This is a genomic window from Quisquiliibacterium sp. (assembly GCF_982640115.1).
This window is the reverse complement of the sequence record NZ_CEXFHW010000056.1, coordinates 1-20,471: the sequence shown is the minus strand read 5'-3', so window position 1 is coordinate 20,471 and position 20,471 is coordinate 1. Positions and strand designations below refer to the sequence as shown.

Here is a 20,471-nt window from a genome sequence, read left to right as displayed (position 1 = left end):
GGATCGGCGATGACACTCGCGCAGGGGTTGGTCATGGCGCGGGTGGCCTCGCCCGAAGCCACCGCGATCGAGCCGACCGGTTCGAGCGAGAGCGTGGCATCGATGCTGCCCGCCACCACCGAGGGCACCTGCAGGCCGACAGCGATCTCCTGCAGGCGCACATCCTTGTCGGGGTCCAGGCCGTTGGCCCGAAGCATGTGGCGCGAGATGGTTCGCCACTGGATGCCGGGCAGGTGGCCGAGCGATTTGCCGCGCAGATCCTTGAAGCTGCGGATGGTCGAGCCGTTGCGCACGATCAGGCCGTCGTTGATGCGATCGACGCGCACGCCGCCACCCTGCAGACCGAATACCTTGAAGGTGCCGGGGTAGCGCGCCTCGGCCAGCATGGTGATGCCAGCCGCCGCGCCGGGCGCACCGACATCGGCCTGGTTGGCGACCAGGGAGTCGATGATCTGGTTGGGGTTCTGGAACTGGACAGCCTCGGCCTCGATGCCGGCCTTCTCGAAGAGCTTGTCCTGCAAGGCCACATAGAGCGCCGTGGTCTGCATGATCGGCAGCCAGGAGAGCTTCACCTTCTCGGTCTTCTGGGCGTGCACCCAGGGTGCGGCAAGGCTGCCGGTGGCAGCGGCGGCCACGCCCAGCAGGCGGCGTCTGGTGTTGATCATCGAAAGCCTCCAGTTGTTGAGTTCGGTTGCCCTGCGCGGCGCCGGATCAGCGGCCGGCCCACTTCACGAAATGCCGCTCCAGGCCCAGGAAAAGGATGTTCAGGCCATAGCCCAGGCAGCCCGTGGCGATGATCGAGGCGTACATCTGCTTCAGGTCGAAGACCTGCTGCGCGTCGATGATGCGTCTGCCCATGCCATTGGCCGAGCCGATGAACATCTCGGCCACGATGATCACCACCAGGGCGTAGGAGACGCCCAGGCGCAGACCGACGCAGGTCTGGGGCAGCGACTCGTAGAACATCACATCGCGGAAGATGCGGCCGCGCGAGGCGCCCATCACCCGTGCCGCGAGGATGCGGGTCGGGCGGGCGTTCATCACGCCGTAGGCGACATTGAAGACGATCACCAGCCAGGCCGAGAATGCCGCCACACCAACCTTCGATTCCTCGCCGATGCCGAAGATCAGCAGGAAGAGCGGGAACATCGCCGTGGCGGGCGTCGAACGGAAGAAGTCGATCGCAAACTCGAGCGCCCGGTAGATGCGGGTGTCTGAACCCAGTGCGATGCCCACGGGCACGCCAAGCGCCGCGGCCAGCGCGAAGGCGCCCAGGGTGCGTTTCAGGGTACCGGCGAAGTCCGCCAGGATCGAGCCATCGGCAATCGAACCGCTCAGCGCCTGCAGCGTGGCCGCGGGCGTGGGCAGCAGCTTGGGACTGATCCACTGGCCTGCCGCAGCGAGCCACCAGATCGCCAGGATCAGCGCAGGGCCGATCCAGAAGGGATGCCGCAGCGCGGGGGCCATCATCCGGGACACTCGGTTCATCGGCGCACCTCGCGCTGGAAGATGGCCAGGCTGCGGGCCTTGGTCGCGATGAACTCGGCATCGATCAGCGTTGCGTCGTTGCGCGGGCGAGGGGCGCCGACATCCACGATGTCGGCCACCCGCGTGGGGCGCTTGGTGAGCAGCAGCAGGTGATCGGCCAGGTAGACCGCCTCCTCGAGGTCGTGCGAAACCAGCAGCATCGTCACCCCGGTCTGCTGGAACACAGTCTGAAGCCGTTCGCGGATGAACAGGGTCATCTCGTAGTCGAGGGCCGAGAAGGGCTCGTCGAGGAACATCACCTCGGGGCGCGGCGCAAGCGCCCGCAGGATCGATACCAGCTGCTGCTGGCCGCCCGAGAGCTCATAGGGCTTGCGCGCGAGATCGAAGCCGACCTCGAACTGCGTGATGAGCTCGTCGACCCTGGCCCGCCTTTGCGCCGGCGGCAGTCCGCGCACCTTCAGGGGGTACTCGATGTTCTGGCGCGCACTCAGCCATGGGAAGAGCGCGTCACGGTAATTCTGGAAGACGTAACCGATGGTCACATCGCGCACCGGGCGTCCATCGAAGAGGATCTCGCCGCCATCGATGGGGATCAACCCCGCGATCAGGTTGATCAGCGTCGACTTTCCGCAGCCGTTCGGACCGAAAATGGAGATGAAGCGCCCGGCGGGGATGTCCAGATCGAAGTCCTGATAGAGGGGCGCCTCGCCGAAACGCTTGCACAGACCGCGGATGCTGATCGCTGGTCGACGGCCCGCGTCGAAGTTCAGGCGGGGCGCGGCGACAGTGGCAAGCGCGGGATCGGGCAGGGGGGCGTTCATGGTCGGGGAGGACGCACATCGGTCGGTGGGCGGGAGCGCTGCCGGTGCGTTCAGCCCTTGCACGAGGCGTGCCATGGACGCCTGGGCATCGATCGCCCCGGCGATGGGCGCCCGATGCACCGCGCACGCCCGAAGGGCCCGTTCGCGGTGCAGGGCGGCGCCTGGCGCGCCGGCGTCGGCCCGCGTCTCATACCAGCCCCTGCCGATTTCCCTTCGCGCCGGGGCGGGCCGTAGACTGCGCCGGTACTCTCATCCTGCACCGGAGCTCCCATGCTGCGCCACTCCCTGTCAGCCGCCCTGCTCGCCGCCCTGCTGCCCGTCACCTCGGGTGCCCAGGAGGCCAAGCTGCCCGCCACGCTCACCCTGACCGCCTACGAGACCGGTTCGAACGCCTTCAACCAGGCCGTGGCGGTGGGCAACATGCTCAAGAAGCGATTCGGCACCGACATGCGGGTTCTGCCGGCCGGCAATGATGTGGCGCGCCTTGCGCCGCTCAAGGCCGGACGCGCCCAGGCCTCGGCCATGGGGATCGGCACCTTCTTCGCCCAGGAGGGTGTGCTGGAGTTCGCGGTGCGGGAATGGGGCCCGCAGCCGCTGCAGCTGCTGCTCACCGCGTCGACCTGCAGCGGACAGTCGCTGGGGGCGGCCAATGACGTGGGCATCCGCAGCGCCGCAGACCTCAAGGGCAAGCGCGTGGGCATGGTGGTGGGGTCGCCCGCGGTCAACCAGAGCGTCCATGCCCTGATCGCCTTCGGTGGCTGGACCACCAACGAGGTCAAGCCGGTGGAGTTCGCCAGCTACGGCGCGATGATGAAGGGCGTGGTCAACAACGAGATCGATGTCTTCTTCGCGTCCACGATCTCGGGCATGGCCAAGGAGATCGAGAGCTCGCCGCGCGGCATCACCTGGATCTCCATGCCGGCAGCCGACAAGGCCGGCTGGGCGCGGGTGCAGAAGGTGGCGCCTTACTTCTATCCGCACAAGTCCACCTGCGGCGCCGGTTACGCCAAGGGTCAGGCGATCGAGACCTCGGTGTACCCGTATCCCATCTTCATGGCCTACGGTTCCCAGGATGCCGGCACCGTCTATGCGTTCACCCGCGCCATGCTCACCCATTACGATGACTACAAGGATTCGGTACCGGGGGTGGATGGTCTGGAGGGCAAGCGTCAGAACCTGACCTGGACCATTCCCTACCACGCGGGGGCGGTGAAGGCGCTCATCGAGGCCAAGCTCTGGACCGACGCCGCACAGAAGCACAATGACGGGCTGCTGCGCCGTCAGGAGGTGCTGGGTACCGCCTGGAAGGACTTCCTCAAGACCAATCCGCCGGAAGACCGTGAGCAGTTCCGTGCCGCCTGGATGAAGGCCCGCGCCGCGGCCCTGACCAAGGCCGGCCTCGAACTCATGGCCAACTGAGCCGTGCCCGCGCCCCTGATCGACCGGAGCCCCTCATGATGCATGCCCGCCGTCGCGGACTCGTGCGGGCCGCGCTCGGCGCCGCCGCCCTGGCGGCGTTGCCCGCGCGAGCCCAGGATTTCTCTGCCAGGCCGATCACCATCGTCGTGCCCTTCGCCGTGGGTGGCGCCACCGATGTGACTGCGCGGCGTCTGGCCGACGAACTCGCCCGCAGCCTGAAGACCACGGTGGTGGTCGAGAACAAGCCGGGCGCGGGCAGCTTCGTGGCCACCACCCATGTCACCAAGGCGCCCAAGGATGGCCACACCCTGCTGTTCGGGGGCTCGGGCATCACCAACGTCAACCCGCACATCTTCCGCAACCTGCCCTACAAGGTCTCCGACCTGGCGCCGATCTCCACGGTGTCCAAGCAGGCCTTCGTGCTCAACGCTCATGCCGGCCTGCCGGCGCGCACCGTTGCCGAGCTCGTCAGCTACGCGCGCACCCGGCCCGATGGGCTGGCGATCGGCACGGTAGGCACCGGCACCACGTCGCACATCCTGGCGGAGTGGATCGCCCGCACGCTGGGCATCAAGGCGGTCTTCGTCCCCTACAAGGGCACCTCGCAGTCCACCATCGACCTGATCAGCGGCCGCATCGATGTGCAGATGGACGGCATGTCCACCGCCATCACCATGCACCGTGCCGGCAAGACCCGGATCATTGCCTCGATGGGCAACGAGCGTTTCAGCCTGCCCGACGGGGTGCAGACCTTCGGCGAGGCTGGCTATCCCGAGCTGGTGGCCTACGCGCAGTTCGCGCTGCTGGCACCGGCCGGCACGCCCGAGCCGGTGATCCGTCGCCTGCATGCGGCGGTGGCTGCGGCGGTGCGTCTGCCCGAGATCGCCGACAAGCTGCGTGCGGGTGGCGAGATTCCCGAGGCGAGCGCCAGTCCGGAGGAATACGCCGCGCTGATCCGCAGCGAGGACAAGCGCTGGGGCGACATCATCCGCCCGATGAATCTGCGGCTCGACTGAGGCCGGGCGCTGCACGCCGGCCACCGATTGCACGGCGCAGCGGCCCCAGCAGGCCGATCAGGCCGCGGGGAAACAGCGCCAGCGTGGTGATCAGCACGCTGCCCAGGATGATCTTGTCGGCATAGCCGCCCAGCGACAGGAATTTCTCCTGGGCGAGGATCATGGCGGTGGCCAGCAGCGGCCCGAGCAGAAGACGCCGGCCGATGAGGATTACTGCGGTGAGCATCAGGATGAGGAAGTACGAATCGAGGATGTCCGCGCTGACATAGGCTCGCTGATGCGCATAGAGCCAGCCCGCGGCTGCGGTGATTGGCGCCGAGAACAGGAACACCTTCAGGCGCACCTGCTGGGGGTCAACCCCGGACATGATCGCCAGGCGGGGGTTGAGGTGGGTCATGACCGCGGCGCTGCCCAGCCTCGAATGCCGGAAGCGGTCGACCAGGTAGAGGGCCACCAGCAGCAGGCCGAAGGCGTAGGGCCAGAGTTCGCGGTCATTGGCCGCCTTCAGGCTGAGTGGGCCGATGGAGAGGTCAAGCGGCGGTATGCCGCGCAGGCCATCCGAGCCGCCCAGGAAGGCCCAGTTCTGCGCCACGGTGGCTGCCACCACCGCGATGGCATAGGTCACCAGCGAGAACACGAACTCGCGCAGCCGCAGTGTGATCAGGCCCACCAGCGCGGCAAAGACCAGCGCCGTCACCACCGCGCCGGCCAGGGTGAGCCAGCTGCCGGCGCCGGCGCGGGTGGCGAGCAGGGCCGTGGCGTAGCTGCCCACCGCGAAGAACACGGTATGGGCGAGGCTGACCTCGCCAAGGTCGGACACGATCAGGTCGAGGCCGTAGGCCATCACGGCGAAGATGGCGATCAGCACGAAGGCGCTGTAGACCGCCGCCGATCCACCAAGCAGGATGGGCGCGAAATAGCCGGCTACCGCCAGCAGGGCGAGCAGGGGCAGGCGCAGGGCGGGGCTCATTCGGGGCTCCGGTTCATCGGCTGCCAGCGGCCAGGCCGCCGGGGCGCAGCACCAGCACCGCAATCAGCACCACGAAGGCAGCTGCGGTGGTGTAGGCCGGCGAGACCAGGGCGCCGAACAGGGCGGTGAACAGGCCCAGCGCAATGCCGGCCACATAGCTGCCGGTGATGCTGCCGATGCCACCGAGCACCACCACCACGAAGGTCATGATCACCTCGTCAAAGCCCATCGAGGTGAGGATCGGCGTACGGGGGCCCACCATGGCACCGGCGAAGGCCACCGCCGCGCCCTCGAAGGCGAAGACGCCGAGATAGACCCTGCGCACATCGATGCCCGCGAGTTCAGCGAGCTTGGGATCCTCGGCCACCATGCGCACCAGACGACCCACCCGGGTCCGGTCGATCACCAGCTTCAGGGCCACGAAGACCGCGATCGCGGCGATCACGATGGCCAGGTCCTGGGCGCTGAACCAGAGCTCGCCGAGGGTGATCTCGCGCACCGACAGCGGGGTCTCGAGGATCTGCCCGGTGGAGCCGAAGATGAGCGCGGCGGCGCCGTGCATCACATAGCCGAAGCCCAGCGTCATGATCATGATCGACACCAGGTTCTGCTCGAGCGTGGCCTGCAGCATCACCCGCTGCAGCACGAAGCCGATCAGCATGCCGGTGACCACCGCCACCGGAATGGCGAGCAGCCACGGCAGGTGCAGGCCGTTGATCGCGAACCAGGTCATGAAGGCGCCGACCATGTACATCTGGCCATGCCCGAAGTTGACCAGGCGGGCCACGCCGAGCAGCACCGTCCAGCCGATGGCTACCAGCGCGAAGGCATGGCCGAGGACGAGGCCGTTGATCAGCTGCTGACCGAGGTTCATGCGTCGTGTCCGCCAAGGTAGGCTCGGGCAATGCGCTCATCGTCGCGCATCTCGGCCGCGGTGCCCTGGGCGATCACCCGACCGCGCTCGAGCAGCACCAGACGGTCGACCACCTCGATGGCGGCCCGCACATTCTGCTCGACCAGCAGGATGGACAGCCCGGTGGCGGCCAGTGTGCGCATGGTCTGCAGCACGGTGGACACCAGCCGCGGCGCCAGGCCGATCGAGGGCTCGTCGAGCAGGAGTGCCTGCGGTCCGAGCATCAGCGCCCGGCCGATGCCCAGCATCTGCCGCTCGCCGCCCGAGAGCTGCGAGCCCAGGTGCCCGCGCCGCTCCTTCAGGCGCGGAAAGAGCGCGAACACCGCATCGCGGTCGTGGATATGGCGGTCCGTGCCGCGGGGGGCGCTTCCCGGCACGCTCAGGTTCTCGTCGACGGTCATCTGGCCGAAGACCAGCTTGCCTTCGGGCACCAGCAGCAGGCCGGCCCGGGCTCGCGCATGGGCGGGCAGGGCGCCGATCTCGCGGCCACCCAGCCAGACCTCACCGCTGACCCGCGGCGCGCCGCGCGACCAGCCGGCGATGGCATTGACCAGGGTGGACTTGCCGGCGCCGTTGGCGCCAACCACACCGACCACCTCACCTCGGCCCACCGCGATCCGGTCGAGCGCGAGCGCGGTGTTGCCGCCGTAGGCGACGGTGAGATTGCGGGCCTCCAGGACCGGCGCGGTGGCTGGCCCGACGCTCATTGCGTGCGCCCGAGATAGGCTTCGAGCACGGCCGGATCGCGCTGCACATCGGCGGGCGTGCCCAGGGCGATCTGGCGGCCCTGGTCGAGCACCACGATGCGGTCGGCCACCGCCATGATCAGGTCCATGTGGTGCTCGATGACCACCACCGCGAGCCCTTCGCGCTTCAGGCCGAGCAGCAGGTCAGTCAGCCGCTGCATGTCCGCGCCGCCCAGCCCCGCACCGGGTTCGTCGAGCAGCAGCGCGCTGGCGCCGGTGCCGTGCGCAAGCGCGATCGACAGCAGTCGCTGCGTGCCATAGGGAATCTCCGCCGGCAGGCGCGCGTGGTAGTCGGCCTCGATGCCGAAGCGCTCGAGCAGGCCGGCGGCCTGCCGTGCAGCCTCGGCCCGACGGCGGGCGCTGACCCGGGGGGCGAGCGCCGCCGCCAGCAGGCCGCTGCCCGCGGTGCGCTGCAGCACCGAGAGCATGTTCTCGAGCACGCTCAGTTCGTGGAAGAAGGCGTTCTGCTGGAAGGCACGCTTCAGGCCCCGTTCGGCCAGCCGGTGCGCGGGCACCGCGGTGATGTCCTCGCCGCGCAGACTGACCCTGCCCTGGCGCGGCACCATGGCGGTGACCGCGTCATAGCAGGAGCTCTTGCCCGCACCGTTGGGGCCGATGATGCCGAGCAGTTCGCCCGCGCCCACCGACCAGGACACCGAGTCCAGGGCCACCAGCTCGCCGTAGCGAACCCCCAACCCTTCGACGCTCAGGACGCTCACTGCGCTCAGTTGCCCTTCTCGACGACCATCTTCTGGCCCTGCACGCCGAAGACATAGTGGCGGTTGGCGAGCTGCCCGTTGGCCGCGAAGCTCACGTCACCCAGCAGCGTGCCGCGGAAGCTGCCGCCGCGGATCCGCCTGGCGATCGCTTCACGATCGAGGGTCTTGAGCTCGTTGGCCGCCATGGCCCAGATCTGCAGGGAGGCCGCGCCCAGCGCCATGAACTTGTCGGGCGTGAGCTTGTGCTGATCCTGCACCTTGGCCACATAGCGCTTGTTGACGGCGTTGGAGGCGAAGGGCTCGACATCGGGAAAGTAGATGTCAGCGCCAACCAGACCGTTGGCGGCATCGCCGGCCACCGAGATGACGCTGGGGGCGATCGTGCCCACCGCAGCGATCAGCTGGCCGGGAATCCGCGCCTGGCGCGCCTGACGGATGAGCGCCGGCATGCCCAGACCTTCGCTGGCGTTGATCGCCACCACCGCGTCGGGGTTGGCGGCCCGCACATTGGTGAGGGCAACGCGGAAGTCGGCCTGGGTGAAGGGGAACTTCTCTTCGGCGACCCGCTCGTAGCTGTGGTTGAGCTTCTTCAGCTCGGCTTCGATGGAGGCCTGGGCGCCATTGCCGTAGGCGTCGTTCTGGGTGAGGAAGGCCACACGCCGGGCCTTGAGGCGGTTGGCGATGTAATCGGCGATCACCGCCCCGTCCTGCGAGTTGGAACTGTTCAGGCGGATGGCGAGCGGATTGCCCTCGCCCGACAGGATGGGATCGGCCTTGGAGATGGCGGTGATGTCGAGCACGCCCGCACGGCTGATCACCGGCTGCATGGCGAGCGTGACAGGGCTGTTCCAGCCCTCGATGATCACCGAGACGCCGGCCGAGACCAGCTCGTTGGCCCGCGACACGCCCACCGCCGGGGTGGATTCGTCATCTCGCGCTTCGATCACCAGCTGGCGTCCGAGCACGCCGCCGCTTTCGTTGATCAGCGCGGCCATTGACTGGATGGACTTCACCAGATGCTGGCCCTGGGGACCGGCCCCGCCGCTCAGCGGGAAGATCACGCCCACCTTGATCGGTTGCGCGATGCCGGGTGCGGCAAGGCCGAGGCCGAGCGCGAGGCTGGCCAGTGCGGAAAAGAGGAATCTCATCGGGCGATCTCCGGACGGTGGAAGCGCAGGCAGTGTAGCGGCAGTCCGTATCATCCGGACGTGCACGAGGAGCCGCCCATGACCGAAAAATCCGTTCTGATCGCCGGCGCATCCGGCGTGGTGGGCCATGCGGCCCTCGAGCATTTCGATGCGCTGCCCGACTGGCGCGTGATTGCGGTGTCGCGCCGCACGCCCGCGTTGCCCCTTGGCTTTCGCGGCGTTCACCTGCCGCTCGATCTGACCGATCCCGCCGACTGCGTGCGCGCCGCGCAGTCGATGCCGCCGGTGACGCACCTGGCCTATGCCGCCCTTCACGAGAAGCCGGGGCTTGTGCGCGGCTGGCGCGAGGCCGACCAGATGCAGACCAATCTCGCGATGCTGCGCAACCTGATCGAGGCCCTGCTTGCGGCGGGGCATCGCCTGCAGCATGTGAGCCTCCTGCAGGGCACCAAGGCCTATGGCGTGCATCTGCATCCGGTGGCGGTCCCGGCGCGCGAGGACGGGCCTCGGGACGCGCACGAGAACTTCTACTGGCTTCAGGAGGACTACCTGCGCGCCCGGGCGGCCTCCGCCGGATTCGGTATCACGATCTTCCGGCCGCAACTCGTGTTCGGTGATGCCATGGGCGTGGCCATGAACCTGATCCCGATCATCGGGGTGCACGCCGCGCTCTGCGCCGATGCCGACGAGCCCTTTGCCTATCCTGGCGGGCCTTCGAACATCCTCGAGGCCACCGATGCACGTCTGCTGGCGCGTGCGCTGGCCTGGGCCACGCAGGCGCCCGCGGCGCGCGGCGAAATCTTCAATGTCACCAATGGCGATGTGTTCGTGTGGCGCAATCTCTGGCCCGAGATCGCCGACAGCCTCGGGGTGCCCACCGGCCCGGACCAGCCCCTGTCGCTGGCGCGGCATCTGCCGACCCAGGCGGCGCGCTGGGATCGTCTGGTCCGCGCGCACCGGCTGCTGGCGCCGCCGCTCGCCGAGCTGCTTGGCGAGTCGCACCACTATGCCGACTTCTGCTTCGGCTTTCACGCCCGCGAGGCGCCCCCGCCCGTGATCGTGAGCACCATCAAGATCCGCCAGGCCGGCTTTGCCGACTGCATCGACACCGGTCGCATGTTCCGTGACTGGTTTGCGCGCCTGCGTGAGCAGCGCATCCTGCCGCCGATCGGCGCGCGGCTTGAAGGTGGCCTCGCAGGTTCAGTCCGCGCACCGGCCGGCTGAGCATGGCGCGCGTGGCGGTCATCGGCGCCGGCATCGTGGGGGCGTGCTGTGCGTTCACGCTGATCCGCGACGGACACACCGTGGTGCTGATCGATCCGGCCGAGCCGGGCGGGCCGCACGCTGCCAGCCACGGCAATGGGGCGTGGTTCAGTCCGGCCTCGGTGGTGCCGATGTCAGTGCCCGGACTGTGGCGACAGCTGCCCGGCATGCTGCTCTCTCGCGAGGGGCCGGTGCGTCTGCGCGCGGCTGCGCTGCCGGGGCTTGCGCCCTGGCTGCTGCGTTTTCTGAGGGCTGGTGCCACCCCTGAGCGGGCCAGCGCCATCGCCGCGGCGCTCGGCCCGCTGCTGCGCGGATGCGCAGCCCGTCATGCACAGCTCGCCCAGGACGCAGGGGTGCCGGCGCTGGTGGTCCGTCGGGGGCTGCTCTATGCCTATCCCGATCGCGAAGCCTTCGAGCGCGAGGCCTTCGCCTGGGGCCTGCGGCGCGGGCAGGGTGTGGCCTGGCAGGTCTGCGAGGGGGAGGCCTTGCGCATGCTCGCGCCCAGTCTTGCCGAGACCTATCGCTTCGGCGCCCATGTGCCCGAGGGAGGGCATTGCACCGATCCCGCGGCCTATGTCGCGGCGCTGGTGGCGGCAAGCGAGCGCAGCGGGGCGCAGCGCCTGCGTGCGGCGGCGCTGCGACTGCGCCTGCATGCCGGCCGTCTGGCCGCCGTGCAGACCACCCAGGGGGAGGTGGTCTGCGACGCCGCCGTGATCGCTGCCGGCATCAATGCCGTCGATCTTGCCCGCCAGGCGGGTGATCGCGTCCCGCTCGCCGCGGAACGGGGCTATCACGCGGTGTTCGAGATGCAGGGTGTGGCGCTGCCGGTGCCGGTGCCGGTGATGCCGTCTGACGGCCGCATGGCCAACACGCCCACCCGCCAGGGCCTGCGGGTGGCGGGTCAGGTGGAGTTCGCGCCGCCTGGCGCTGCGCCCGACTGGCGACGCGCCGACCTGCTTGTGCGCCAGGCCCGGCGCCTCTGGCCCGCTCTGGCCGGGGACGTGGCCGTGTCGCGCTGGATGGGACAACGCCCGTCCACACCCGACGGCCTGCCGGTGCTGGGGCGCGCCAGCGGCTGCCCCGATGTGCTGCATGCCTTCGGTCACGGCCATGTGGGCATGGCCGCGGCTCCGGCCAGCGCGCAGCTCATGGCCGATCTGCTCGCCGGACGCACGCCCGGCCTCGACCCCGGACCCTATCGGGCGGCCCGCTTCGCGCGGGCCCACTCGCCCGGCTTATGATCGGGCCCTCTGTGCGCCCTGGGAGATGCGATGTCGCTGGTCCGGTATGAGGTGGTCGACGGTGTGGCTGAACTGCGGCTCGACCGGCCCCCGGTGAATGCGGTCACCGCTGCACTCGTCGATGAGCTGCTCGCCTGTCTGGCCAGGGCCCGCGAGGATGCGACGGTACGGGTGGTGCTGCTGGCCAGCGCCAAGCCCGGTCCGTTCTGCGCCGGTCTGGACATTCGCGCTGTCGATGGCCAGCCCCCGGAGGCACTGCACGCGCTGCTCGACAAGCTCTATGTGCGGGTGGCCGATGCCCAGTACCACCTCGGCAAGCCCTCGATCGCGGTCATTGGCGGCGCCGCCCGGGGGGCCGGCATGACGCTGGCCATCTCCTGTGATCTGCTCGTGGCCGAACGCGGCGCGAGTTTCGGGTATCCGGAGATCGATGTCGGTCTGATCCCGGCCATTCATTTTGCGCACCTGCATCGTGTGGTGGGCCGGCATCGCGCCTTCGACCTGCTCTTCACCGGCCGCAGTTTCGATGTGACCGAAGCCGCCAGCCTCGGCCTGATCAGCCGGGTCTGCGATTCTGGCGAGGGACTGGCCACCGGGCGAGCCCTGGCCCGCGAACTGGCCGGCAAGGCGCCGGGTGTGATGCGGCGCGGCCGCGCGGCCTTCCTTCGCGAGTGCGATGCCGACTACCGGCGCGGCGTGGCTGCCGCCGTCGAGAACTTCACCAGCCTGGCCGTCACCGCCGAGGCCCGCGAGGGCATCCGGGCGTTCATCGAGAAGCGCCCGCCGGCCTGGCGCCTGCCTGCCAACGATTGAGCGGCCGGCTCAGGCCGGCCTGAGCAGCCGAGCGATCGCTTCCGGCGGCATCGGCGAGCCCGACAGGAAGCCCTGGAACAGGCGGCAGCCGTGCGCGCGCAGGAATTCGAGCTGGCGTTCGGTCTCCACGCCCTCGGCGATGACCTCGAGCTGCAGCCCCCGTGCCATCGAGAGCACCGCGATCACGATCGCGGCGTCGTCGGGGTCGTCGCTGATGTCGGTCACGAAGGATCGATCGATCTTGAGGGTGTCGATCGGCAGCGTCTTGAGATAGTTCAGGCTCGAGAAGCCGGTGCCGAAGTCGTCGATGGCCAGCCGCATGCCGAGCTCGCTCAGCTGGCGAAGGGTGGCCAGCACCTCGTCGGTCTTGCTCATCAGGGTGCCTTCGGTGATCTCGAAAGCGATGCTCGACGGTGCGACGCGGTATTCATCGAGCATCTCGGCCACCCGCTGCCCGAAGCCGGGCAACCGCACCTGGATGCTCGACAGGTTCAGGGCCAGGCGCGGCGGCTGCAGGCCCTCGCGCCGCCAGGCGTCGATCTGCTGGCAGGCCGCGCGAAGCACCCACTCGCCGATCGGCACGATCAGGCCCGAGGCCTCGGCCAGGCCGATGAACTGCGCCGGAGGCACCAGGCCGCGGGTGGGGTGCTGCCAGCGCAGCAGCACTTCCAGTGAGTCGAGGGTCATCGAGCCCATCTCGAAGATCGGCTGGAAGTGCAGCACCAGTTCGCCGCGCTCGGCGGCACGACGCAGCTCGTTGGTGAGCGCGTAGCGCTCGACCGCCTCGTCATTCATCCGGGCGGTGAAGTACATCCAGTGATTGCGGCCTGACTCCTTCACCTGATACATGGCGGTGTCGCTGTGCCGCAGCAGGGTGTCGACATCGCCGCCGTCATCGGGATAGAGCGCAATGCCGATGCTCGAGCCGACGAAGACCTCCTGGCCGTCGATCGAGAACGGCTGCGAGAGCATCGCGTGCAATGACTGCGCGACCAGGCCCGCAGCCTGCGGGCTGTCGAGCTTGGGGATGAAGACGATGAACTCATCGCCCCCCTGGCGCGCCACCGTGTCTTCGGCGCGCACGCTCGAGGCCAGCCGGTTTCCGACCTCGACCAGCAGCCGGTCACCGGTGGTGTGGCCGAGCGAGTCGTTCACCGCCTTGAACTGGTCGAGATCGATGAACAGCACCGCGGCGCGATGCCGGTTGCGGTGCGCGCTTTCGAGCGCCTGATGGATGCGGTCGCGCAGCAAGGCCCGGTTGACCAGGCCGGTGAGGCTGTCATGGGTGGCCAGGCGCAGCATCTCCTGCTCGAACTGCTTGCGCTCGGTGATGTCGATCCGGATCGAGATGTAGCGCTCGACCTCGCCCTCGGCGTTCCTCATGGGCACGATCGCGGCATCGACCCAGTAGAGCGCGCCGCTCTTGCTGCGGTTGCAGATCACGCCGCGCCAGACTTCGCCGCGGGTGAGCGACTGCCACATCCGGGTGAAGAACTCCCGAGGATGGACGCCGGAGCTCAGGATGCGGTGATTGCGCCCGATCAGCTCCTCGCGGCTGTAGCCGCTGATCCGTACCAGCTGATCGTTGACATCGATGATGCGCCCGGTGCGATCACCGACCGACACGATCGCGTGCTGGTCGATGGCCTGCATGTAGGAGGAGAGCTCGGTGAAGGCGCGCTCCACGCCGCGCTGGGCCTCGAGCAGGGCCTGCGCGGCCTGGTTCTCGAGCGAGGAGCGGCGCAGGCGCAGTGCGGCGTCGCGCAGCTCGCGGTCCTGGGTGCTCAGACGCCACGCGAATGCGCTCAGGGCCGCGAAGCTGGCGATCAGGATGGATGCGATCAGCAGCGTGGTCTGGTTGATCTGGTCACCCGCCAGCAGTTCGGCCTTGTCCAGCGGGATGGTCACCGAGAGCGCGCCCATCAGCTGATGAGGCTCCCAGTGCTTGCCCGGTGCGACGCCCGAGGCCACCCGCCGGGCGATGATTTCGGGTCGGGTCTCGTAGGCGTTGTGGCAGCTCGCGCAGGCCGGCTGCGACGCCGGATCTGCCGACAGATAGCGCAGCACGCGACGCCCCTCGCGGGTCTCGATGCGGGAGACGGCCTTCCAGGGGATCGGCCCGGCGGGGTTCGGCTGGTCCTGGGCCTCGAGCTGCGGCCAGGCCCAGCGCAGGAACTCGTCGTCCAGGCCCTGCGAGGGTTCGAGGTTCCAGCGGCTGACCGGCTTGTACTGGTAGAGCCGGTGCGCGTTCTCGGAGGAGGCCTTGCCGACCAGCTTCAGGAACTGCGCCGGGATCGGCACGAAGCCCGGCTTGCCTTCGGATTCGACATGCGGACCGAGCCCCTCGCGTGCGAGCTTGGCCGCAATCTCCATGGCATAGACCGAGCGCGCGGTGGTGGCCTGGCTGGCCACCACCTCGGCAATCGCCAGCGCCTGGCTCTCGACCGTGGTGTTGACCGCGTGCCGGACCGCGAGATAACCGAACAGGCAGGCCAGCGAGAACACGGCCAGCAGGGTGAGCAGCAGGCGTCGGCCCAGACCGGCCGCCGGCGAGACCTCCGAGCCGCCGCCGAGGCCCGCCGTCACGCCGAGCGCATCGACGCCAGATGCCTGACCGGAGGCGCTCATCGGCTCATCGATCCGGCCGGGCGCCAGCCTGCCCGCCTGGGGTCGGCCCCGATCAACCCAGCGTCTTGCCGAAGAAGCGGAAGGTGCGATCCCATGCGATCTGCGCCCACATCGGGTCGTACTGGGTGATCGGCAGCCGGCCCGGACCGACCGCGGTCTCGTTCGCGAAGGCGTGCTGGGCGAGGTAGCGGTGGCCGGTGTAGTTGGCGCCAGCGGCGGTCAGACGGGCCTCGAGCTGGTCCACGGTGTCGATCGCGAAGGCGGCGTCCTGGGTGGCCCAGTGGGCGAGCAGCGGTACGCGGATCTTCGCCGCATCGACGAATTCCAGGGGCGGCAGGCCGTACCAGACCACCCCGGCATCCATTTCCGGGACCATCATCGACGACAGCACCGTGAGCGCGCCGCCCATGCAGTAGCCGGTGACGCCGACCTTGCCGCCGCGCGCCTTCAGGAACTGCGCGGCGCCCCGCACATCCTGGGAAGCCGCGTCACCGAAGTTGAGGCTGGACATCAGGTGATGGGCCTCCTCGGCCTCGACCGTGGCTCGGCCGCGGTAGAGATCGGGCACCAGCGCGGTGTAACCGGCCTGCGCGAAGCGCTCGGCCACGCCGCGGATCTGGTCGTTCAGGCCCCACCATTCCTGGATCACCACCACCGAGGCGACAGCCCCCGGCGCTTCGGCGAGATAGCCCTGGACCGACTGGCCGTCGGGGCGGGTGAAGGTGACGGTGCTTCCCATGTGCGAATGCTCCTGTTCTGTGGGTTGGTTGGCGCCGCAGGCGTGCTCCCCGCGTCCAACCTGGGCAGGATTCTAGGCCTGCCGGCAGGCTCAGCGTTGGCATCGTGCGGCAAACCCTGAAAAGTCGAGACATCGCCGCGTGATGCCCTGCCGCGGTCAGGCCGCCGGGGACTGGCGCTGTGGCAGTCGCATGGCCGCCGCGGCCGAGAGCAAGAGTGCAGCGCTGGTGCAGGCAAACACCAGCGCGAAGCCGCCCGCAAGCGCCGGCTGGGCTTGACCGGCTTGCGCCACCAGGGTGCCGGCCGAACCATCCGCGCTGCGGCCCAGCGCGGCGAACAGCACCGAGGTGAGGCAGGCCAGACCGAGCGCGCTGCCCAGGGAGCGGGCCAGCCCCAGGAAGGCCGTGGCGGCGCCGGTTCGGGTGGGGGCGACGGCAACCTGCACCGCCACGATGCCGGGGGGCAACGAGATGCCGATGCCCAGCCCCATCAGCAGCATCGAGACGCCAACCGGCCAGGGCGACTGGAATCGCAGCAAGGCCAGGCTCGCGGCTGCGGCGGCCGCCAGCAGCGCGCCGAAGACCATGTTCCGGCGAAAGCGCATGGTCCGCGGCATCATCCGGCCGCTGAAGAAGGCGCCGCAGGGCACGGCCAGCGCATGCATGAGCATCTTGAGCGCCACCTGATCGGGGGTGTCGCCCGACACGGTCTGCAGTGCCAGCGGCAGCATCACCGCCCCTCCGATCATCGAGAAGAACACCAGTGAGGAAGACAGGCTTGCCCAGAGCACGCGCGGGTTCGTGAGCAGGTCGGGCGCCATCACCGGCGCGCTGGTGCGGAACTGCCGTCGCCAGAAAGCGCCCAGCAGCATGGCGGCCAGCACGAAAAGGCCGGCGCCAACGGGGTCGTGCAGTCGTGCGCCCTGGCCGATCCGGGTGAGGGCAATCATCAAGGCGCTCAGCCCGGCGGCGAGCAGCCCGATGCTGGGGTAGTCGATCGCACGGGCCTGCGCCGGGCGCGGCAGGCTGGCCAGGATCCGTCGCGTGAGCACCAGGGCCATCAGCGCCAGCGGCAGACTCACCAGAAAGACGGAGCGCCAGCCGAACCAGGCGGTGAGATAGCCGCTGGTCACCGGCCCGACCAGCGCGGCCAGCGCGTAGGTGCCCGACAGCCAGGCCTGATAGCGCCCGCGCTCGGTGGGCGGCACCACATCGCCGATGGTCGACTGGGCCAGCACGATCAGGCCGCCACCACCCAGACCCTGCAGCACGCGCAGCACGAGCAGCTGGCCCATCGACTGCGCGAACACGCAGCCCACGCAGGCGAGCAGATAGATCAGGATCGCCACCGTCATCATGCGCTGGCGGCCGTACAGGTCGGACAGGCTGCCGTATACCGGCGTGGCCACGGTGGCGGCCACGGTGTATCCGGCGATCACCCATGCGATCAGGCCGGTGCCGCCGAGATCGCGGGCGATCGAGAGCAGCGCCACCGACACCAGGGTGGAATCGAGCGCGGCCACGAAGATGCCCACCTGCAGCCCGCTCACCACCCGGCGCTGCTCCTGGGGCGGGAAGGGCGTCATCTCGGGCCGGGTCGGTGGTGAGCCGCCCGGCGTCCGGGGAGGCGCCGGCGGATCATCGCCTCAGGCGCGGTCGTCATCGAGCCATTGCTCCACCCGGCTTCGCTGGATCTTCCCGCTGGTGCTGCGCGGAAAGTCCTCGGCCGAGGCCACGAAGCGGATCTCACGCGGCAGCTTGTAGGAGGACAGCCCCGCGCGGCAGTGTTGCAGCAGCGACTCGGCGCTGACATCGCCCAGCCGGCATGCCACGAAGGCGACCGGTACCTCGCCCCAGCGCTTGTCGCGGCAGCGGACCACCACCGCCTCCAGCACGCGCGGATCGGTCATCAGCACGCGCTCGATCTCCATCGGGTAGATGTTCTCGCCACCGGACTTGATCATGTAGCGGGAACGATCCACGAAGTTCACCCGGCCGTCGGGTCCGGCCACGAACAGGTCGCCCATGTGGAACCAGCCACCGCGGAACTCGCGGGCGTTCACCTCGGAGGCCTGCCAGTAGCCGCTGAACACGGTGGGGCCACGCACCACCATCTCGCCGGGTACGCCGGGCGGCACGGGACGATCCTGCTCATCGACCAGTTGCCAGCGGCACAGTGCGCTGGGTGCCTTGCCAAGGTCGGGCGGCAGCTCGCCCGGGGCAAAGCGCGTGCCGGCGGCCGGCAGCATGCCGGTTTCGGTCGAGCCGAAGGTGTTCCACCACGGCGCGCGCAGCAGGGCCGAGGTGCGCGCGAGCAGCTCGCCGGGCACCAGAGCGGCGAGCGCGCCCACCACGCGAATGCCCCGTGGCGTCACCGCCCCGGCCTCCAGGGCGGCGACCAGCGGCTCGATCATGCCCGGGATGAGCACCAGCCACCATTGCGGCTCGGTGGCAATCAGCGCGACCAGTCGGGGTATGTCGGCACCGTCGACCACGAACACCGTCCCGCCGCAGCCAAGCACATGGATCGCATGCTCGAGCGACACCATGTGGAACATCGGCGCCCAGGCCACGAATCCGTCGCCGGGCTGCAGGCCGCCCTCGATCCGGCTCAGCGCCATGCGCGCGAGCTCGGCCCGGTGACTGATCAGCGCGCCCTTGGGCAACCCGGTGGTGCCACTGGTGTACAGGATGAGCAGGCCATCCTCGGGTTGCGCCACCGGCGGCGGTTCGTCGGCGGTGGCCGCGGCGAGGCGCGACTCGTAATTTTCGCCCAGGCTCACCACCCGCGCGGCGATCGGGCCGATTGCCGCCAGCGTGGACTCGAACCGGGGTGACACCAGCACCACCAGCGGCGAGACCAGCCCCACGCAGTGCGCGAGTTCCTCGCGGGCGAGACGCCAGTTCAGCGCGCACAGGATGGCGCCCAGCCGCGCCGCAGCGAAGGTTGCCTCCAGGTACTCGATCCGGTTTTCCGCGAGGATGCCCACGCGATCGCCGCGGCGTACGCCGAGCGCGGCGAGTGCATTGGCCAGGCGATTCACGCGCTGATCGAGCTCCCGGTAGTTCAGCGAGCGATGCCCGTCATCGACGGCCCGGCTTCCGGGTGTACGCAGGGCCTGCTCGGCGAGCAGCTCGCCCACGGTCAGGCTGCCAGCCCGCGCGATGGCTTCGGGCGGGGCGGCGTCGACCGTCGCGTGAACACGGCCGGCACTCATGGTGTCACCCAGTCGCCGAGCATGGGCTGCACCTGAAGGGCAGGTGGCAGGCGGTGAGCGCCGATCCGCCTGTCGAGCGCCTCGTGCCAGTGGTAGATGCGGCGTTCCTGGTAGTTGAGCGGCACGCCCCGGAAGCCCGCCGTGTCCAGGCTGGCCTGGATGGGCGCCACGAACGAGACATCCTCGTCGACGATGCGATCGAAATTGGCGATACGCGCCTCCCAGAGCGGATGGCGCGACCCGTCGTCGGGAAGCGGAGCGTACCAGAGCACCTCGAGCCGGGATCGGTCGATGGACAGCGGCGTGATCACCACGCAAGGCGCGCCGGTGGCCGAGATGGGCAGGATCAGGTTGGGAAACAGGTTGTAGCTGGCATTGAAACGGCGGTCGATCTCGGTGACACCAGCCATCTCGGGCATGCCGATGGTGCCGGGATCAACCCAGTCGTCACGCCGGTGCGGCGAGAGCATCATCGAGTGACCCTGTTGCCAGAGGTGCACACTGGTGCCCAGATGGTCGAAGATCCGGTGCGTGGTCTTCAGGTGCAGCAGGCGGAAATGGTAGGCCTCGAGAAAGTTCTCGAGCACCACCTTGTGGTTACCGCCAACCTCGATGCTGCGGGAGTGCACCAGCCGCAGGTGATCGAGCGGCAGATGCCGAAGAAAGCGCGCCGCCGGGGCGAGGAACTCATCGAGTGGCGGGGCGAGCGGACTTTCGCAGATGAAGATCAGGCTGCCCAGGCGCTCGCAGCGCACCGGCACCAGTCCCAGGCAGGAGGGGTCGAGGTCCTTGAAGTCGCGCGGATCGGTCACCGACGCCAGACTCCCGTCCAGCCGGTAGGTCCAGCCGTGGTAGCCGCAGGTGAATGACTGCGCGCCGCTGCCGCTGTCGGTGCGGGCCACCGGCGCGCCACGATGCCGGCAGGTGTTGTAGAAGGCCCGGATCCGGTCGTCGGCGCCGCGGATGAGCAGCACCGGCGAGCCGGTCCGACGGGTGACCAGCCAGCTGCCCGCGGCCGGCAACTGGTCGGTGTGCGCGGCGTGGATCCAGCCTTCGCGCCAAAGCGCCTGCCTTTCCAGGTCGAAGAAAGCCGGATCACGGTAGCGCCCGCCCGGGATGGGTGGCAGTGCGGGGAAGCCCGCGGGCGGTCGATCGCGCTCGCGTTCGGCCTGCACCCCGGCCTTCCAGCGCGCCACGGTGGCTTCATCGAGGCCCGTCTCCAATGGATGGATTCCGGTGTTCCGGTCGTGCATCGGCGGCCTCGCTCTGAAAGGACGGGCCTGACAATAATCAATGCGATCGCGGACAATGATCCCGAGCATCGGATAACG

General features: G+C 69.2%; 18 protein-coding genes. 5 read left to right on the top strand and 13 right to left on the bottom strand.

The window, feature by feature from the left end:
* From AC2H6A_RS08465 to AC2H6A_RS08455, 3 genes are all read right to left on the bottom strand, one after another.
* The coding region (locus AC2H6A_RS08465) for an ABC transporter substrate-binding protein (protein ID WP_484272724.1) at window positions 1-665 on the bottom strand (665 nt) is incomplete at its 3' end.
* Between the two features lie 46 nt (window positions 666-711).
* Complete coding sequence (locus AC2H6A_RS08460; protein ID WP_484272723.1) at window positions 712-1,488, bottom strand: ABC transporter permease; 777 nt, start codon at window positions 1,486-1,488, stop codon at window positions 712-714.
* Window positions 1,485-2,309: an ABC transporter ATP-binding protein gene (locus tag AC2H6A_RS08455; protein ID WP_484272722.1), complete on the bottom strand. Its 825-nt coding sequence runs from the start codon at window positions 2,307-2,309 to the stop codon at window positions 1,485-1,487. Before AC2H6A_RS08455 ends, AC2H6A_RS08460 begins: the two co-directional genes overlap by 4 nt.
* 270 nt (window positions 2,310-2,579) lie before the next feature.
* On the opposite strand from AC2H6A_RS08455, the gene AC2H6A_RS08450 reads away from it, so the two are divergent.
* Together AC2H6A_RS08450 and AC2H6A_RS08445 are read left to right on the top strand one after the other, a co-directional pair.
* The gene (locus tag AC2H6A_RS08450) at window positions 2,580-3,728 is read left to right on the top strand and encodes a TAXI family TRAP transporter solute-binding subunit (protein ID WP_484272721.1); all 1,149 of its coding nucleotides are present in this window, start codon (window positions 2,580-2,582) and stop codon (window positions 3,726-3,728) included.
* Between the two features lie 35 nt (window positions 3,729-3,763).
* On the top strand, window positions 3,764-4,744 hold the full coding sequence (locus tag AC2H6A_RS08445) for a Bug family tripartite tricarboxylate transporter substrate binding protein (protein ID WP_484272720.1): 981 nt from the start codon (window positions 3,764-3,766) through the stop codon (window positions 4,742-4,744).
* On the opposite strand, the gene AC2H6A_RS08440 is transcribed toward AC2H6A_RS08445, so the two are convergent.
* Genes AC2H6A_RS08440 through AC2H6A_RS08420 form a run of 5 tightly spaced genes read right to left on the bottom strand, consistent with a single transcriptional unit; the run spans window position 4,713 to window position 9,240 of the window.
* Window positions 4,713-5,714 carry a branched-chain amino acid ABC transporter permease gene (locus tag AC2H6A_RS08440; RefSeq protein WP_484272719.1) on the bottom strand — a complete coding sequence of 334 codons (1,002 nt, stop codon included), beginning with the start codon at window positions 5,712-5,714 and terminating at the stop codon, window positions 4,713-4,715. The two genes, AC2H6A_RS08445 and AC2H6A_RS08440, sit on opposite strands and share 32 nt — an antisense overlap.
* 13 nt (window positions 5,715-5,727) lie before the next feature.
* Window positions 5,728-6,588: a branched-chain amino acid ABC transporter permease gene (locus AC2H6A_RS08435; RefSeq protein ID WP_484272718.1), complete on the bottom strand. Its 861-nt coding sequence runs from the start codon at window positions 6,586-6,588 to the stop codon at window positions 5,728-5,730.
* Window positions 6,585-7,334 carry an ABC transporter ATP-binding protein gene (locus AC2H6A_RS08430; protein ID WP_484272717.1) on the bottom strand — a complete coding sequence of 250 codons (750 nt, stop codon included), beginning with the start codon at window positions 7,332-7,334 and terminating at the stop codon, window positions 6,585-6,587. The genes AC2H6A_RS08435 and AC2H6A_RS08430 overlap by 4 nt, the downstream gene beginning before the upstream one ends.
* Window positions 7,331-8,092: an ABC transporter ATP-binding protein gene (locus AC2H6A_RS08425; RefSeq protein WP_484272716.1), complete on the bottom strand. Its 762-nt coding sequence runs from the start codon at window positions 8,090-8,092 to the stop codon at window positions 7,331-7,333. Before AC2H6A_RS08425 ends, AC2H6A_RS08430 begins: the two co-directional genes overlap by 4 nt.
* Before the next feature lie 5 nt (window positions 8,093-8,097).
* Complete coding sequence (locus AC2H6A_RS08420) at window positions 8,098-9,240, bottom strand: ABC transporter substrate-binding protein (protein ID WP_484272715.1); 1,143 nt, start codon at window positions 9,238-9,240, stop codon at window positions 8,098-8,100.
* A 78-nt stretch (window positions 9,241-9,318) separates the two neighbouring features.
* Between AC2H6A_RS08420 and AC2H6A_RS08415 the strand changes: the two genes are divergently transcribed.
* From AC2H6A_RS08415 to AC2H6A_RS08405, 3 genes are read left to right on the top strand one after another with little or no spacing between them, the layout of a single operon-like run.
* Window positions 9,319-10,464 carry an SDR family oxidoreductase gene (locus AC2H6A_RS08415; protein WP_484272714.1) on the top strand — a complete coding sequence of 382 codons (1,146 nt, stop codon included), beginning with the start codon at window positions 9,319-9,321 and terminating at the stop codon, window positions 10,462-10,464.
* A 2-nt stretch (window positions 10,465-10,466) separates the two neighbouring features.
* On the top strand, window positions 10,467-11,744 hold the full coding sequence (locus AC2H6A_RS08410) for an NAD(P)/FAD-dependent oxidoreductase (RefSeq protein ID WP_484272713.1): 1,278 nt from the start codon (window positions 10,467-10,469) through the stop codon (window positions 11,742-11,744).
* 30 nt (window positions 11,745-11,774) lie between these two features.
* Complete coding sequence (locus AC2H6A_RS08405) at window positions 11,775-12,557, top strand: enoyl-CoA hydratase/isomerase family protein (RefSeq protein ID WP_484272712.1); 783 nt, start codon at window positions 11,775-11,777, stop codon at window positions 12,555-12,557.
* A gap of 9 nt (window positions 12,558-12,566) precedes the next feature.
* On the opposite strand, the gene AC2H6A_RS08400 is transcribed toward AC2H6A_RS08405, so the two are convergent.
* The 5 genes from AC2H6A_RS08400 to AC2H6A_RS08380 form a co-directional block, all read right to left on the bottom strand.
* The gene (locus AC2H6A_RS08400) at window positions 12,567-15,185 is read right to left on the bottom strand and encodes an EAL domain-containing protein (RefSeq protein WP_484272711.1); all 2,619 of its coding nucleotides are present in this window, start codon (window positions 15,183-15,185) and stop codon (window positions 12,567-12,569) included.
* 52 nt (window positions 15,186-15,237) lie between these two features.
* Window positions 15,238-15,924, bottom strand: coding sequence for a dienelactone hydrolase family protein (locus tag AC2H6A_RS08395; RefSeq protein ID WP_484272710.1), 687 nt, complete (start codon window positions 15,922-15,924; stop codon window positions 15,238-15,240).
* A 156-nt stretch (window positions 15,925-16,080) separates the two neighbouring features.
* Window positions 16,081-17,508, bottom strand: coding sequence for an MFS transporter (locus tag AC2H6A_RS08390; protein WP_484272709.1), 1,428 nt, complete (start codon window positions 17,506-17,508; stop codon window positions 16,081-16,083).
* A gap of 60 nt (window positions 17,509-17,568) precedes the next feature.
* Window positions 17,569-19,140, bottom strand: a complete 1,572-nt coding sequence (locus AC2H6A_RS08385; protein ID WP_484272708.1) for a class I adenylate-forming enzyme family protein — start codon at window positions 19,138-19,140, stop codon at window positions 17,569-17,571.
* Complete coding sequence (locus tag AC2H6A_RS08380) at window positions 19,137-20,363, bottom strand: aromatic ring-hydroxylating oxygenase subunit alpha (protein ID WP_484272707.1); 1,227 nt, start codon at window positions 20,361-20,363, stop codon at window positions 19,137-19,139. The genes AC2H6A_RS08385 and AC2H6A_RS08380 overlap by 4 nt, the downstream gene beginning before the upstream one ends.
* Between the last annotated feature and the right edge of the window lie 108 nt (window positions 20,364-20,471).

What these genes read in the sequence shown, in the direction of transcription:
- AC2H6A_RS08455 (WP_484272722.1), bottom strand. Translation starts at nt 2,309, where the DNA reads ATGAACGCCCCCCTGCCCGATCCCGCGCTTGCCACTGTCGCCGCGCCC.
- AC2H6A_RS08450 (WP_484272721.1), top strand. Translation starts at nt 2,580, where the DNA reads ATGCTGCGCCACTCCCTGTCAGCCGCCCTGCTCGCCGCCCTGCTGCCC.
- AC2H6A_RS08430 (WP_484272717.1), bottom strand. Translation starts at nt 7,334, where the DNA reads ATGAGCGTCGGGCCAGCCACCGCGCCGGTCCTGGAGGCCCGCAATCTC.
- AC2H6A_RS08395 (WP_484272710.1), bottom strand. Translation starts at nt 15,924, where the DNA reads ATGGGAAGCACCGTCACCTTCACCCGCCCCGACGGCCAGTCGGTCCAG.
- AC2H6A_RS08460 (WP_484272723.1), bottom strand. Translation starts at nt 1,488, where the DNA reads ATGAACCGAGTGTCCCGGATGATGGCCCCCGCGCTGCGGCATCCCTTC.
- AC2H6A_RS08440 (WP_484272719.1), bottom strand. Translation starts at nt 5,714, where the DNA reads ATGAGCCCCGCCCTGCGCCTGCCCCTGCTCGCCCTGCTGGCGGTAGCC.
- AC2H6A_RS08385 (WP_484272708.1), bottom strand. Translation starts at nt 19,140, where the DNA reads ATGAGTGCCGGCCGTGTTCACGCGACGGTCGACGCCGCCCCGCCCGAA.
- AC2H6A_RS08410 (WP_484272713.1), top strand. Translation starts at nt 10,467, where the DNA reads ATGGCGCGCGTGGCGGTCATCGGCGCCGGCATCGTGGGGGCGTGCTGT.
- AC2H6A_RS08400 (WP_484272711.1), bottom strand. Translation starts at nt 15,185, where the DNA reads ATGAGCGCCTCCGGTCAGGCATCTGGCGTCGATGCGCTCGGCGTGACG.
- AC2H6A_RS08415 (WP_484272714.1), top strand. Translation starts at nt 9,319, where the DNA reads ATGACCGAAAAATCCGTTCTGATCGCCGGCGCATCCGGCGTGGTGGGC.
- AC2H6A_RS08405 (WP_484272712.1), top strand. Translation starts at nt 11,775, where the DNA reads ATGTCGCTGGTCCGGTATGAGGTGGTCGACGGTGTGGCTGAACTGCGG.
- AC2H6A_RS08435 (WP_484272718.1), bottom strand. Translation starts at nt 6,588, where the DNA reads ATGAACCTCGGTCAGCAGCTGATCAACGGCCTCGTCCTCGGCCATGCC.
- AC2H6A_RS08420 (WP_484272715.1), bottom strand. Translation starts at nt 9,240, where the DNA reads ATGAGATTCCTCTTTTCCGCACTGGCCAGCCTCGCGCTCGGCCTCGGC.
- AC2H6A_RS08445 (WP_484272720.1), top strand. Translation starts at nt 3,764, where the DNA reads ATGATGCATGCCCGCCGTCGCGGACTCGTGCGGGCCGCGCTCGGCGCC.
- AC2H6A_RS08390 (WP_484272709.1), bottom strand. Translation starts at nt 17,508, where the DNA reads ATGACGCCCTTCCCGCCCCAGGAGCAGCGCCGGGTGGTGAGCGGGCTG.